At 60.7% G+C, this 14692-nt stretch carries 12 protein-coding genes; 4 read left to right on the top strand and 8 right to left on the bottom strand.

The genetic code is table 11. The annotated features are described in order from the left end of the window. Positions 1-303: 303 nt before the first annotated feature. Positions 304-1065: a cysteine peptidase family C39 domain-containing protein gene (locus J3U87_RS33865; protein WP_237380450.1), complete on the bottom strand. Its 762-nt coding sequence runs from the start codon at positions 1063-1065 to the stop codon at positions 304-306. Between the two features lie 169 nt (positions 1066-1234). Here J3U87_RS33865 and J3U87_RS33860 point away from each other — a divergent pair, with 169 nt between their 5' ends. Both J3U87_RS33860 and J3U87_RS33855 read left to right on the top strand, forming a co-directional pair. After that, positions 1235-2344, top strand: a complete 1110-nt coding sequence (locus J3U87_RS33860) for an AAA family ATPase (protein WP_237380448.1) — start codon at positions 1235-1237, stop codon at positions 2342-2344. Next, positions 2331-3026: a DUF4276 family protein gene (locus tag J3U87_RS33855; protein WP_237380447.1), complete on the top strand. Its 696-nt coding sequence runs from the start codon at positions 2331-2333 to the stop codon at positions 3024-3026. The genes J3U87_RS33860 and J3U87_RS33855 overlap by 14 nt, the downstream gene beginning before the upstream one ends. Before the next feature lie 17 nt (positions 3027-3043). Here the strand turns inward: J3U87_RS33855 and J3U87_RS33850 are convergent, their stop codons facing one another. The 6 genes from J3U87_RS33850 to J3U87_RS33825 all read right to left on the bottom strand — a co-directional run bounded on the left by J3U87_RS33850 (position 3044) and on the right by J3U87_RS33825 (position 11300). Then, positions 3044-6619: an ABC transporter permease/M1 family aminopeptidase gene (locus J3U87_RS33850; protein ID WP_237380445.1), complete on the bottom strand. Its 3576-nt coding sequence runs from the start codon at positions 6617-6619 to the stop codon at positions 3044-3046. A 112-nt stretch (positions 6620-6731) separates the two neighbouring features. Next, positions 6732-7613 (bottom strand): ABC transporter ATP-binding protein, encoded by an 882-nt coding sequence (locus J3U87_RS33845; protein ID WP_237380443.1) that lies wholly within the window; start codon positions 7611-7613, stop codon positions 6732-6734. Between the two features lie 421 nt (positions 7614-8034). Continuing rightward, on the bottom strand, positions 8035-8982 hold the full coding sequence (locus J3U87_RS33840) for a hypothetical protein (RefSeq protein WP_237380442.1): 948 nt from the start codon (positions 8980-8982) through the stop codon (positions 8035-8037). Next, positions 8979-9836, bottom strand: a complete 858-nt coding sequence (locus J3U87_RS33835) for an ABC transporter ATP-binding protein (protein ID WP_237380440.1) — start codon at positions 9834-9836, stop codon at positions 8979-8981. Before J3U87_RS33835 ends, J3U87_RS33840 begins: the two co-directional genes overlap by 4 nt. Continuing rightward, positions 9833-10210, bottom strand: coding sequence for a GntR family transcriptional regulator (locus J3U87_RS33830; RefSeq protein WP_237380439.1), 378 nt, complete (start codon positions 10208-10210; stop codon positions 9833-9835). Before J3U87_RS33830 ends, J3U87_RS33835 begins: the two co-directional genes overlap by 4 nt. Positions 10211-10556: 346 nt before the next feature. Then, a complete protein-coding gene (locus tag J3U87_RS33825) occupies positions 10557-11300 on the bottom strand; it encodes a DUF3592 domain-containing protein (RefSeq protein ID WP_237380429.1) in 744 nt (247 codons plus the stop codon). Between the two features lie 1314 nt (positions 11301-12614). Between J3U87_RS33825 and J3U87_RS33820 the strand changes: the two genes are divergently transcribed. Further along, positions 12615-13211 (top strand): ABC transporter ATP-binding protein, encoded by a 597-nt coding sequence (locus J3U87_RS33820; RefSeq protein WP_237380427.1) that lies wholly within the window; start codon positions 12615-12617, stop codon positions 13209-13211. Continuing rightward, entirely contained in the window at positions 13208-14002 is a 795-nt protein-coding gene (locus J3U87_RS33815) for an ABC transporter permease (RefSeq protein WP_237380425.1), read from the top strand. The genes J3U87_RS33820 and J3U87_RS33815 overlap by 4 nt, the downstream gene beginning before the upstream one ends. Positions 14003-14029: 27 nt before the next feature. Here the strand turns inward: J3U87_RS33815 and J3U87_RS33810 are convergent, their stop codons facing one another. After that, positions 14030-14461: a GFA family protein gene (locus tag J3U87_RS33810; protein ID WP_237380423.1), complete on the bottom strand. Its 432-nt coding sequence runs from the start codon at positions 14459-14461 to the stop codon at positions 14030-14032. Between the last annotated feature and the right edge of the window lie 231 nt (positions 14462-14692).

Here is a 14692-nt window from a genome sequence, read left to right as displayed (position 1 = left end):
TCATCGAGAGATCTAGAGACCCGGCTTATCTGCTTCGCTCTTTTCCCGCTCGATCTTGCGTAGCATTGGCGCTTCGAAGTGTCGGCCGGGCCGGCCAACTTACCGCCGTGCCGACTCTCAAAGCCTGCGGGAACTCCTCACATGGATCACTTCGAATAGTACATCCGGCGGATGTACCTACCGGGCACGACGAATCTCTCGGCATTCGGGGACTCCGAGCGGATTCGTTTCAAGAGAGTTCACGGAGGTCGCGCAGAAAGACTCGGCGGGTTGAACAGGCGAAGTGTGCTTAGGCAGGGAGGTTCACGGAGTTCGGTATCTTCTTCTGAAGCGCCTGCCTGCGACGAAGGCGGCCACGCACACGAGGATCAGGGTGACCGGCTCGGTCAGGTATTTCACGAACCACATGGCGCCCATGTCCCACACGCCCTTCAGGTGCTCCTGCCAAAAACCGGTATGCGGTTGTGGCTTTTGGGGAGAGACGAGGATGACGGACATGACGTTCTCCCGCAGAAAGGGATGGACCGGTTCCAGATAGGGCTGGGGCTTCAGGGAGTCGGCGATGACGAAGTTGCGCGCCTGGTATCCTGCCAACACGACCCAGTGAAGGTTGCCGTTCTCCTTGCGTTTGATCAGGGCGAGCGCGTGATGTTCGTTCAGGTGCGCCTTGATGCGGTCCTCGTGGTAGGTCTGGTTCAGCCGAACGACTTCCGGCGCGAATCCGTCCTGCTTCAACACGCGCAGGAAATCGGGCTGAATGGTGCCCTTGGTTTCCTCGTCGAACGGGAGCAGCGGGATGTCGGTGCCCAATCGTTCGCGGAGACGCGCTTTCTGCGGATCCAATCCATAACTGCGGTACAGGGCGCTCATCGCCAGGCGTCCGCAGGAGTGACCGTCTTTCTGTTCGAGAGGTACGACCGAGTGGGGTTTTTGTCTCGGTACCTGTTCCTCCGGCGCGGGATCGGTCTCTCCAGCCACCGCCAAAAGCCCGAACACCCAGATCAGGGCCAGGGAAACGAGGGTGTGCCGCCACATGGGTGCGGGCTGCCAAAACGAACCGTTCAAGATGCCCCCTTTCGAAAAAGACCGAGTGTCTCCATCTCCCGGCGAGTCCGTCACTTGTTTCGAGATGGATTCCAATCTTGCAATATAACCCGCACACGAAACCAGCGAAAGCTGGAAGGGGGATTTGGTATGCTTGTTCCCAGCAATCGTTCGGGCAAGGAGGATTCGGGTGGCGCACCCCTTGGATAAAATCACCATCGAAGGGTTCAAGTCCATTCGCGCATTGAAGGATTTTGAACTCTGCAGCCTCAATGTGCTGATTGGCGGCAATGGTGCGGGCAAGAGCAATTTCCTCGAGATGTTTCGATTGCTGCGCGCGATGGTGGATCAAAATCTCTCTCGTTATGTGCTCGGTGGAGGTGGCGCCTACGATTTCCTGTTCAATGGACCCAAGCTGACTTCCGCGATCTCGGCTCATTTCGTTTTCGGTCCGAACGAGTATCGCTTTCAATTGGAACCGACAGCCCAAGAGAAGTTGCTGATTACGCTCGAGGAACAAAAGTACCATTTAGGTGGTTGGCAAACCATTGGTAAGAATGACTTTGAAAGCCATTTAAGTATCGTGAAAAACCGGACTGGCTTGTCCGCGAGGCGTGGTGTTGGTCACTATGTCCATGAGTCAGTCTCCAGTTGGACTTTCTACCATTTCCACGATACCGGCAAAAATGCAGCCATGCGGCGCTCCGAAATTGTCGAAGATCACCGCCACTTCAGAGCCGACGCCGGCAACATCGCGCCTTTCCTGCTCGCTTTGAAAAACACATCGCCGCGACAGTATCGCGACATCGTCGACAGCGTGCGCCTCGTGACCCCGTTTTTCGATGATTTCGTTCTGGAGTCCACGTCCATGGGAGAGAAAACGGTCGTGAAGCTCGCCTGGCGGCAAGTGGGTTCCGATTACCCGATGCAGCCCTATCACTTTTCCGACGGCACCATCCGGTTCATCTGCCTGGCCACGGCGCTTTTGCAGCCCCATCCGCCTTCCACGATTCTGATCGACGAACCCGAGCTGGGTCTGCATCCCTACGCCATCGAGATCCTGGCCGAAATGATTCGCTCCACGGCAAAGCGCACCCAGGTGATCGTGTCGACGCAATCGCCCACCTTGGTGGACTGTTTCGATCCCGAGCACATCGTGGTGGTCAACCGGGAGAAAGGTGCCTCCACCTTCGCGCGTCTGAAACCCGAAGCGTTGGTTTCGTGGCTGGATGACTACTCGCTCGGCGATTTGTGGCGCAAAAACGTCGTGGAGGGAGGTCCCGTCCGTGAACCCTGTTGAAGTGTACCTGTTGGTGGAGGGACAAACCGAACGGACTTTCGCTCGCGAATCCCTTGCGCCTGCATTGGCTTCCCAGGGCGTGTATCTTCATCCGACGTTGGTCGGTACTCCTGGCCACAAAGGTGGCGATGTGCGTTTCGAGCGCGCCAGAAAGGACATCGCTCGCCTGCTCAAACAACGAAACGACACCTTTGTGACGACCATGTTGGATTTCTTCCGCATCGATCCCAAGTGGCCGGGCAGGGAACGCATCTCGGATCTGGCCAAAGCCGGAACCAAGCTCGATCCGGGGCGGAAAGCCGAGATCATCGAAGCCGAGACTCGCGCGGTGCTGGAGGATTCGCTACCTCGCTACGGTGTAGGCCGTCGGTTCATTCCCTATTTCGCGATGCACGAGTTCGAAGCCTTGCTTTTCAGTGATCCGGCGATCCTGTCCGAGATCACCGAAATCGATGAGCGAAAAATCCGGAAAGCCCTGTCCCAGTTTGAAACACCCGAACATATCAACGAGGCCAAGGGCCCGTCGAAGTACCTGATGGCGTGGTTGCCCGGATACAAGAAGGTCGCGATGGGAAACCGAATCGCCGCAGCGATCGGCATGGCCACCATGCGCGACCGATGCCCACACTTTCACGCCTGGTTGCTTCGCTTGGCCTCGTTGCCTCGATCGCCCCAGGGTTGATCGATTGCTCCGATGACCTAGTCGGCTGGCATGCGCATGCCGTTGTCGTCCCAGTTGCGGTCGATCAGGATGTGGTAGGGGTCGATGCCCACCCAGTCCGGCCGCCGATCCACCTCGATCTCCAGAGTGCGGTCCGCCTCCGTCAGCAGATGGCGCACGTGGTAGATGGCTGCGTCGGGCTCAGCGCGGTCGCCCGCGAACAGGCCGATCTCCACCGGTAGGAGAAAGTGGGGTCGCGCCATCTCGCGGCCCTCGCTGTCCGCATCCAGCACCCGGTTCTCCATTTCGATTCGAACCCGGAACCGACCGGAATCCAGCTTTTGGCAGGATGCCCCGCTCACCTTGACGTCATAGAGCACGATGCGTTCGAAGGTGTCGGTAAACCAATCCTGTAATTCAGCCGGCGTCTCGGCACGCAGGTAACCCAGCAGATCCTCTGTCGTGGGGTAGGGCGCTTCGCGAAACCCGAATCGGTCGTGGAACTTCCGCAGCGCCCGGTTGACCGCCGCTTCGCCGATGTAGGCCTGCAGGCCGTACAAGGCCATGCTGCCCTTACCGTAGTGGATGTAGCTCTGGTCGTAGGTCTTGGAAAGGGGGCGCTCGCCAACCGTCTCGCCACCTCGCCCGCGCAGGTAACGGTCCAACTCATATCTCAGGTATCGCGGCATCACCCCCCTGCCGAAGGTCTCCTGCGTGACCATCCAGGCCGAGTATTCCGCCAGGCTTTCCACGATCGTGGGGGCACCCGCCACATCGGCACTCATGACCTGGTGACCCCACCACTGATGGGCAATTTCGTGGGCCGTCACGAAGAAGGTGAAGTTCAGGTCGTCGGGATCCCGCTGATCGGTCGTGAACCCGAACCGCTCGGAGTAGGGCACCGTGTTCGCGAATGCCTGGGCGAACACCTGGTAGCCGGGGAACTCGACGATGCGCATCTGACGATAGGGGTAAGGTGCGAAGTGCTCGCTGAAGTAGGCCAGTGACCGTTTCATCGCGTCCATCAGGATCGGGTTGTTTCTGCCGTGGCCATGATGGTGATAGATCTCCAGATCGACCTCTTCCCAACGGCCTCGTTGGATTTGGTAATCGGCCGAAAGAAAAGCGAGCAGGTCGAGAATGGGCGCCTCCGACCGGTACTGGAAATAGTTCCGATCGCCCTCCTGCCACCGCTTCACCAGGCGTCCCGGTGCAATGGCGATCTGGCCCGCCTCCGTACCGATGACGGCCTCGAAGCGGACCCGTTGGAAGCGCACGCCGCTCAACCCGCCGAAGTCCCGGGCGCCGGGATCCTCGATGTCCGGAATCGGCTTGGCGGGCGGTAGGCCGTGCTCGCGACGCACTTTGGGATCTTCGAGTTCGAAGATTCGTTGATAGCCGGGCAAGGGCATGATCTCGCGGTTCAGGAGGAAGGTGCCGTTGTGGACCAGGCGCCGTGAACTGCCGTCGTTGACGAAGCCACGCGTATCCCAACGCAACGCGAATTCGAGATCTCGAATCTCTCCTGGCTGCATGGGTTCGTCGAACCTATGAATGACATAGCCATGGGTTGGGTCGGCGTGGCGCTGCTCCGCCCCGGAAACCACGAGTTTGGTCATCTCGAGGTCCGGATTGCGCGGCAGGCTCAGGTGAATCGAGTCGATCGGTTCCGCGCCCTGGTGTTCCAGCCGGTAGCGACCGCTGACCTCCAGATCGCGCGCCGCGGGGTAGAGATCCACCTTGACCTCGACCGACGTCACCCGCGGCTGGATCAGGTTCGCGTATTGGGCGTAGCGCTTTTCGTATTCGGCGTCCAGTGCCTGCCGCTCCCGGGTCGTTTGATAGTCGTTCAAGATGTAAACGTTGTACCCGATAAATGCCGCGGTGGCGAGAAAGGCCGTTCCCGCCGCGGTGAACAGCACGCGCAGCGGGGTGCCTGGCTTCCGGTGGAGCCGGCCGATGAATCGGCGCCTGTCCTCCGTGCCCCGCATCCAGAGCAGATGGACCAGCCCCATCAGCAGAACCGCTCCCAACGACCAGAGCAGGACGAACCACAGGCGGGCCTCCAGAAAGTGACCGAACCCATTCAGGTCGGAGTAGGGTGCCCGCGGCAGGGTCAAACGCAGGAGGTGGTGGCGGAAGTCCAGACCGTCCATGATGTTTTGACCCACGACGTAGAGCAGCATCAGGAACATGCCCAGGAAGCGATGGTTGCCGACCACCTGAAGAAAGATCGCGAGGGCGCACAGCAGGTAGAAGGGCGCCCCGTAATTTCCCAGCAGCCCGCCCAGGTAGAGCCCCCACTCCACGTCCGGGTAGCCGCTCGCATATTGATAGGTCACCGCCGTCAGCCCGCAGACCGACAGCATGGTCGCGACCATGGCCAGGAGTGCCGTCAGCTTGGCGATCGGCATGACCCAATTCGGGTAGGGCAGTGCGTCGGTGATTTCCGCCACGCGATGGTGCCGCTCGCGGAACACCATCTCGGCGCCGTAATAGATCACGACGAGAAGCAACGGAACGGACAGGACACCGCGGATCGAGTCCAGCATGTTGGCCGTGGTGGGGTACAGCGGTGCGCCGCGCGCGCCGGTCATGAACGCCGTGGTCGCCAGGAGCAGAGTCAGCACGGCCATGCCGAGGATGAACCAAAAGGCCAGGCTCTTGAAGGTGGCTGCCATTTCCAGTCTGGTTTGGGACATCCACTGGTGCACTTCCGTCGCGTTCTCGAAGCGCGGGCGTTGCCCCTTCGCGAGATGCGTCGAGGGAACTGGGTCATCGCCGGAGTCCGCCACCGTCCGCGTGCCGCGACCCACCGGCGGCAGGTTGCCGAAAGGCGCGAAGCGGTAGGCCAGGAACAGGCAGCCTGTCGAGAAACCAAGCCAAATCAGGCGGTTGAGGGCCAAAGGGCCGGAAAGGCTGGGCGCCAGGGTCGCGGCTTCGAAGGCCGTCCAATAGCGGGTTTGGGCCGCGAGGGCCACCGTCCCGAACGGATCCGCCAGAGCCGTCAGCGTCAGGTGTTTCGGGTCGTTGCCGAGGGCCATGACGGTGAACAGCATCAAGAGGCCGAGTGCCGCGACGTAGCCCATCCACCGATTGCGGGTCAGGGTGGTGAGACAGAAGAAAAAGGCGCACATGATCCAAAGGTTGGGAATCGCCATGACACCGATACCGAAGAGGTAGGCGAAGCCGTAAGCTGCCGAACGGGGACCTTCCATATCGACGAACGTCAACCCGAGCCACACGGCGAGTATCGCACCGCCATAGGCGAGAACCGTGCAGGTGAAGGCACCCCAAAAGCGGCCCAGGAGATAGGCGCCTCTGCCCACCCGGGTCGTGAAAAACAGCTCGGCGGCCTGGAGGTCGAAGTCGCGTAGGACGGGGCTCGCGGCCAGGGCCGTGGCGAGCAGGACGGCGATGACGCTGAAGGTCCCCAGGGCCTGTACCACGGCCAGGGGAGCGTCGGCCTGCAGGCCTGGCGTCATGCCGATCAGCACCGCGTTCTCGTCGCTCGAGACCAGGAAAGCCAGGAAGAACAGAATGCCGAACGCGATGTACATCAGCGGTTGCCGCGATTGGAATTTCACTTCGAACAGGAACACGTGAGCGAACATCGACAAAACCTCCAAGGTGTGGGTTGCCGGTACTTGGCGAACGGGGCCTGAGACCCGGTCCGTCGTGCCGGGCGGCTGGGAGAGCAGCCACGATTCCGTTTCCGGACGGGCGCTAGCTGGCCTGGAGACCGTGGCGGCGCAGGGTTTCGAAGTAGGCGTCCTCCAACCGCGGTTCCACGGACTCGAAGTCCTCGCCCGGTTTCGTCTCGGCGCGGACCCATATCCAGGTATGGCCGCCGCTCAGCTTGGTGGCGATCGGCGTCCAGTGTCTTTCTTGTTCCGCGAGTTCTTCGATCGTGGCCCGTTTGCGCCATAACAGACCGCGCAGTTCCCCAACCGTGCGTTGAGGACTGTCCAGTCGAAGAATGCGACCGCCGCCCATGATCGCCATTCGGGAACACAAATTGGCCACGTCGTCCACGATGTGTGTCGATAACAGGACCACCGCCTGTTCCCCAAGTCGGGCGAGCAGCCGATTGAACCGGTTGCGCTCGCTGGGATCCAAACCCGCCGTCGGTTCGTCCACGATGATCAAGGCCGGATTCCCCAGCAAGGCCTGGGCGATGCCGAACCGACGTTTCATGCCCCCGGAAAAACTGGCCACGGGCTTTTTTCGCACCTCGTACAGGTTGGTCTGCTCGAGACGGGCCGCGACCTCGGCCTTGCGTGCGCGCCGGTCGGTCAAACCCTTCAGGATCGCGAAATGGTCCAGCATCGCCTGGGCCGACATGCGGGGATAGACGCCGAACTCCTGAGGCAGGTAGCCGAGGACGCGGCGAACGGCCGGCCGATCGGCCACGATATCGGTGTCGTCGAAGTGGATCGATCCCGAGTCGGGTGCCTGAAGGCCTGCGATGGTGCGCATCAGCGATGATTTGCCGGCTCCATTGGGGCCCAGCAACCCAAACAGGCCTTGCCCGATTTCCAGGTTCACGTCGTCGATGGCGCGCACCCCATTGGCGTAGGTTTTCGAGAGATTCCGAATGGACAACATGGTTCCTCCTGTCCGTTTCGACCGGGAAGTGGTGTGGTTTGTGTTTTTTTTGATTTGCAAGCTGTTGTGTTTAAAGTGCTTGTGTTGGATATGCGGATCCGGGAGTCTGGACGCACCGCGAGCGAACCGGGGACGGACCTCGATCATGCGGGGTGGGGATGAAGGGTGGCCTTCGGGATCGCGCTACCCGGATTTGGGGCAAGCGAATCCCTGCCGACGCCTCGGGATCGGTTCTCTCGCGCCAGTTGCCCGTGGGGCCGGCGTTTATCTGTCTCGTCTTTGGAAAGTGGGGCGCCTTGCTCGAACGGCCCTGGCGATCCCCTCGCAAGGAGCGATCGGGCTTCGCGGCATCAACCCTCGGGAAGGGGCGAACCGGTGCGGTAGGCGCTATGGGTTGTGGGTCTGGTAGTAGCTGGGGATGTTAGAGATCTTCGTGGTACCGGCAGGCCCTGATGGCCACGACGATCATGAGCAGGCCTGGCACGAGGCCGAGCCAATAAGCGGGTTGGAGCAGGAACGCCTGCAGTTCCTGCCAATGGATGACGTGGTAATCGAGGTTGGTCTGGTCCAGTTCGATGGGGAATCCCACCATGCCGTTGGGGATTTTGAGCACCATCGGAACCGGCCCGCCCCAGGCCCGGACTTGGAGCAGTCGGAGGAATTCGATACTTCTCGAAAGCATGCCCTCGAGCAGGGCCAGCACCAACAAGGGGCCGAACACGTAGAGTTGCGGAGACTTGCGGGCGTGGGCCGAGGCGAGCAGGAGGTAGCCGAACAGGGGCAGGTACCATCCCATCTGCAACAGGTAACCCAATCCCAGCCTCAACCACACCGAGAAGGGATTGCCGGGCAGCAGCACGGTATCCCAAACCGGAACCCCCGACCGCCACGCCATGATCGCCAACAACATCAACAGCAGCAGGTGGATGACGACGATGGTCGACCACATGATGGCGGGCCCCACCAGGCTGGCCGAAACCACCTTGGCCGCCACGCTGCGGGTGTCCGAAATGGGAAGGGACTTCCAAAACAACAGCGATCGGTCGCGGCGATCGCGGTACAGGCTGTTCGACAGATACACCAGGAGCGCAATGAACCAGCCGATGTGAAAGGGAATCGAGACGCCGAACAACAAGCGTTCCATCGTGTCGCGGCGGGTGGCGGCGTCTTGGCCGGCGAGGAACTCGGGGAGCTGGGCGAAGTTTTCCTGTGGACCTGCATCGATCAACGCCTCCACCAGCCGGTAGGGGGTCCACAGGCTCAACATGGCGAGGGTGAACAGGATGCCGGCGATCAAGAGCGGTGTGAAGAGCAGGGGACCCCGGTACTGGTAATACTCCCGTTTGAGCAGGGCGACGAAGGATTTCACGCGGCGTCCTCCTTCATCAACGCGAGGTAGAGGTCGACGATGCCCGGCGTGTGCAGCTCGCCCAAGCGGCCCAGGACATCACGCTCCACCCCTTTGTACAGAAACAACTTGCGACCGAACACCTCGCGTTCGCCGATGGGACCCAGATCGCGGCCGGCTTGGGCGCGATCCTTGGGCACCATCAGTTCGCAGTACTCGTCGGCGACCGATGCCATCGAGGTGTTCAGCACCAGCTTGCCGTCCTTCAGGAACAGCAGATGGGTCAGCAGCGTCTCGATTTCCTCGACCTGGTGGGTCGTCACGATGATGGTGCGTTCGCGGTCGTGGTAGTCCTGAATCAGGTGGTCGTAGAATTTCTTGCGATAGAGGATGTCGAGCCCGAGGGTCGGCTCGTCCAGAATCAACAAGGGCGCGTCGATGGCCATGACCAGGGCCAGGTAGAGCTGGGTGATCATGCCTTTCGAGAGGTGCGCCACCTTTTTGTTCATGGGAATCCGGGTTTGATCCAGATACGACCGGGCGCGGTCCATATCGAACAAGGGGTGGATGTCGCGTACGAGTTCGAGAGCCTGGCCGGCCTTCAGCCAACGGGGCAACACCGATACGTCGGCGATGAAGCAGATCTGCCGGCTCAGGTCGTGGCGTTGCCGCCTGGGATCGAGACCGAGCACCTCCAGTTCGCCTTCGAACCGGCAAAGACCCAGCAGGGCCTTGAGCAGGGTGGTCTTGCCGGCGCCGTTCGGTCCGATCAGGCCGACGATGGCGCCTTTCTCGATGTTCAGGTCCACGCCGTCAAGGACGCGGAGTGAGCCGTAGTGTTTGTGGAGCCCGCGGGCGCTGACGATCGCGGTCATGACGGTGTGTCCCCCTTTGGTTGGCCGACGGATTCGAGGAGTTCCGCGGGATCCAGGCCCAGTTGCCGGATGCGCGACACGATGGCGGGCCACTCCTCGGTCAGAAACTTGGCGCGTTCGGCCGCAAGCAGTTGCCGGTGTGCTCCCTCGGCGACGAACATGCCGCGCCCGCGTCGTTTTTCCACCAGTCCGGTTTCGACGAGGAGTTGGAAGGCTTTGGATACGGTGATCGGGTTGAGCCGGAAATCCGCGGCGACGGTGCGCACGGAAGGGAGGGCTTCGCCTTCGGCCACCGCGCCGGAAAGAATGAGCGCAATCATGTGATCCCTTAGCTGGATGTAGATCGGAATGTTGTCGTTCCAGGAGATGTGCATGGATGGGCCTGTGGGGTTCCGGTTGCTTAGTGTTTAGGTGTTGTACTCAAGTATAACACCACTACGGGAGAGATGTTCTTTTTGTTGCTCGGCCTCGGAACCTCCGTTGAAACAGTCGGTCCGAAACCCTGGGGCATCTCGACCCGAGCCAGAACGACAAATGCCCATCCCGATCGGCGGCGACTCGGGAAGCGACACCTGATGGCTTTTTTTGTGCAGGACCCTTTGGTCCACTCGTGGCACGAACCGTTGCGTGGGGAATCTCGCGTCGGGATTGGCGCAGGGACAGCGGTGAACGCGGGCAGCGGGCAACGAACCGAAACCGGGCCGCGTCGGCTGGGCCAGATCAGCTCTGAGTGGTCTCACCCATTTGCTCATCCAATCGCTTCAAATGGCGCCAACGCCGCTCTCGGTGAAAAGCGAACACCGCGACCAACAGGCCAAACCCCAGAATACCCAGGTTGAACAGGGACGTAACGACCAAGCGATAGATCGATCGCTTATAGAGGGATTGGCCAGGCGTCTTCGGGTTATAGAGAACGGTGATCGGGTCCCCCTTTTTCAAGGGCTCGTCCCCGAGTCCCGGGTAATACTGAAGGTTGCCCCTGTAGCCGGTGTACAGGTTTCCTTCCACCGCATATTGGTATTGAAGGTCTTGGTAATGGCGGTCCACCTGCCGTTGTTGTTCATATTTTCGTGTGGAATGGGTTCGCACCTCGAGAACCGTCGCTTGGGCCGAGGACCAAAACAAGGACTGCAACGAGGTCTTCAGCCGTGCCGATTTGTCCAAGAGCACGTAACCCGAGAAACCGCAACAGAGTAGCGCCAGGGCGAGGGCACCCATGAACCGCTTGAATCTGGTGCGCCGGTCCATGGTCAACACTTCCTTGACTTCGCGAATGATCGCATGTCGTGCGGATGCATTCGGTTCCTCACCCAGGTCCCGAAGCATTTGCGCCACAACCTTCCAGGCGGTTTCCAAATCCGAGCCGCGGACGCGGTGGTAGAGCAAGAGAGCATGGGCCATGTCGCTCGAGGCGAGGGCATCGATCATTTTGTCTGCGAGGTCCGGGGGTACTTCATCGACCATAGGCGCCTCATTTCCGATTTGGATCGCACAGAGACGTTCTTGAAGCTTTTCACAGTTCGTGACGGGTATCGGTGCAGACAACTTGGAGATTTTAGACATTTGAAAGCAAGTTTTTTTGCAGATATCCAAGTGATCGTCCCAGTCCTGGATCCTCGTTTGAAGTAAATCCGCTCGGGGTACCCGAATGCCGAGAGATTCGTCATGCCAGGTAGGGGCATCAGGGGCGGTAAGCCCGCCGGATGAACTTGTCGAAGTAATCCATGCGAGGAGTTCCCGCATGCTTTGAGGGTCGAGATTGTAGTAGGTTGGCCGGCCCGGCCGACACTTCGAAGGGCGCATGCTAGCAGTTCCCGCATCGAGAGAGAGGCGAAGTGCCTGTAGGTGGAGCAGCCTGCTCCACCAATCGAAGCTCGTCATCCAGGAGTTCCTGAATCCAGGAGAGAGTTGCCATTGCAGTAGGTTGGCCGGCCCGGCCGACACTTCGAAGCAGCCCATGCTTCGCAAGATCAAGTGGTAATAGAGCGAAGCGGATAAGTCGGGCCTCTAGATCTCCCGATGATCGATTTCGATCTGTGCTCGGTCGCTTCGATTGGTGGAGCAAGCTGCTCCACCCAAAGGCCTGGCGCCCCTCTCGCGATGCGGGGACTTTGAACTTGGCGGCTTCGGATCGGGGTCGCGAGGGAGATATCGGGCTCCGCTTTTTGGCTCAATTGATTGTCGTTGCTTGAGTTGCTTCGATTGGTTCACCAAGCTGGTGAACTTACAGGCCTGGCGCCCCTCTCGCGATGCGGGGACTTTGAACTTTGCGACTTCGGATCGGGGTCGCGAGGGAGATGATCGGCTTCGCTCTTTGGCGCAATTGATTGCTGTTGCTTGGGTCGCTTCGAAACGTCGGCCCAGCGGGCCAACCTACTGGCCTGGTTTCTCCCTCGGCATGCGGGAACAACGAGGATGGGTGCTTTGGGGTGAGCGTTTAGGGAAAGGATCGGCAAGGCTCTTTGGGATGGCGCTTCATCGAGGGTTACGTCGCTTCGAAAGTCGGCCCAGCGGGCCAACCTACAGGCCTTGCGCCTCTCTCGTGAATGCGGGAACTCCCAAGCGATTCGCTTCGATTGTCACCCCACCTCAAAACCCAGTGGTCGGAATACCGATGGTCTGGCACACCGGCGCGCGGCAATCCGGCCCTTGGCCTGAGCCGCGACTCTGCGGTGAAAAAAATGCCTGCTTGGAAACCGAGTCGGCCCGCGCGCGCAAGCGCCATCTCGGGTATACTTGCCTGCACGAATTGGATTTGGTGGAGCGCGGGAACCGCCTATGCCCGACCTGGACATCAAGCGGCTGCAGGCCTTTGGAAGAGATCCCATCGATGTGCACGTCGGTGCGGGCGAGTGCCTCTGCGTGGTGGGCCCCTCCGGTTCCGGGAAATCGCTGCTTCTGCGGGCCATCGCCGACCTGGACCCGAATCGAGGCGACGTGTTTCTCGACGGCCGATCCCGCAACGAAATGAGTGCGCCCACCTGGCGGCGTCTGGTTGGCTTTCTTCCCACCGAAAGCCGTTGGTGGTTCGAAACCGTGGGCGAGCACTTCGACGAACGCCGCGCGGACGACTTGGCCGACTTGGGTTTCGCAGAGGATGTGTGGGACTGGCAGATCCATCGCCTGTCCACCGGCGAACGACAACGCCTGGCGTTGTTGCGCCTCATGGCCCACCGGCCCAAGGCGTTGCTGTTGGACGAACCCACGGCCAGCCTGGACGAGGACAACAAGCGACGGGTCGAAACGGTGATTGCGCGCTATCGAAAAGACCTGGGCGCGCCTGTCTTGTGGGTGAGCCACGAGCCGGCCCAGATCGAACGGGTATCCAATCGCCGATTCCACATCGAAACACGGCCGGCGGAGGCGGAATCATGAGTGTCATCGCCCTGACCCCGTTGGACTTGGCCATCGCGGCCTCGTTGGTCCTGGTGTTGGCCTTGATCAGTTGGCGCACGCGGCTGGGCATCGGCCGGCAACTCGTGATCGGTGCCCTTCGCACCGCGGTCCAGCTCTCCCTGTTGGGTCTGGTCCTGAAGTTCATTTTCGACAACGAAGCCTGGTGGTGGACCACCTTGGTGGCCTCGATCATGTTGCTGGCGGCGGGCAGGGAAGTGATGGCGCGCCAAAAACGCCCCCTGCGCGGTTGGTGGGGCTTCGGCGTGGGCACCACCTCGATGATGGTTTCCTCGTTCGGTGTCACTTTTTTGGGGCTGCGCACCATGATCGGCGTCGAGCCCTGGTACGACCCGCAGTACGCCATTCCGCTGCTGGGCATGCTGCTGGGCAACACCATGACCGGCGTCGCCCTGGGGGTGGATCGCCTGCTTCAATCGGTGATCCGCGAAAAGGAAACCATCGAGCAGCGGCTGTTGTTGGGTCAGGATCGCACGGAGGCGCTGTTGGCCCTTTCGCGGGAAGCCATTCGCGCCGGCCTGATCCCCATCGTCAACGCGATGGCCGCGGCGGGATTGGTGAGCCTGCCCGGCATGATGACGGGTCAGATCCTGGCGGGCAGCCCACCGACCGAGGCGGTGAAGTACCAAATCCTGATCATGTTCCTGATCGCGGCGGGAACCGGCCTGGGCGTGATTTGTTCGGTGCGCCTGACGGCCCGTCGCCTGTTCGACGAACGGCACCGCCTGCGGCTGGATCGCTTGGCCGGGTGAGTTCGTTACCCGCACCACCTCCGCCCATTACTTGTAATCGTTCACCAGTTGCCCGTTCGAGGATTTTTCGAATTGCGGCAATTCGTCCTGGATCTCGTAGAAATCCGATTTCTCGCCCACGAAGATGTGGCCCATGGTTTTCAGCCCGGTCGGGCCGTCGAGGGTGCCGGCGATGATGCCGGTCGCGTCGAGGTGAAACGGCTCCCAGAACAGGCCGGAACCACACTCGCGACAAAAGCCGCGCCGCGCGACGTCGGAAGTCTTGTACCAGGCGAGCCCCTCGCGCTTGGTGATGGTGATGTTGACTTTACGCGCCTTGGTGTGTGGGCCGAAGTTGCCGTGTTGGCGCTGGCACATGCTGCAATGGCAGTTGACCACGTCGCGTAGGGGGCCTTTGACCTGGTATCGCACGGAGCCGCACAGGCAGCCGCCGAGGGTGATCTTGTTCTCGTCTGACATGTTCGACCTCACTCGTCGATTGGGATAGGACCGCGAAAAAAGCAGGAGCCCAGTATACCACTCCTCGCAAAACCACCCGCTTGCAGGAGGTTAGCCTCCCCTTCGTGAGCACGACGTTCAAACCCGAAGTGTTGATGATCGGGACCGGTTATCTTTGGCATGGTTGGGACTCGGAAACCGACTCGAACTTATCGGCACTCGGCTCAACTCATCGGTCCGCATGATGATGGC

It is taken from the genome of Sulfidibacter corallicola, assembly GCF_017498545.1.
GTDB lineage: Bacteria > Acidobacteriota > Holophagae > Acanthopleuribacterales > Acanthopleuribacteraceae > Sulfidibacter > Sulfidibacter corallicola.
The sequence above is the reverse complement of the archived record's forward strand: the minus strand, read 5'-3'. Positions and strand labels throughout refer to the sequence as shown.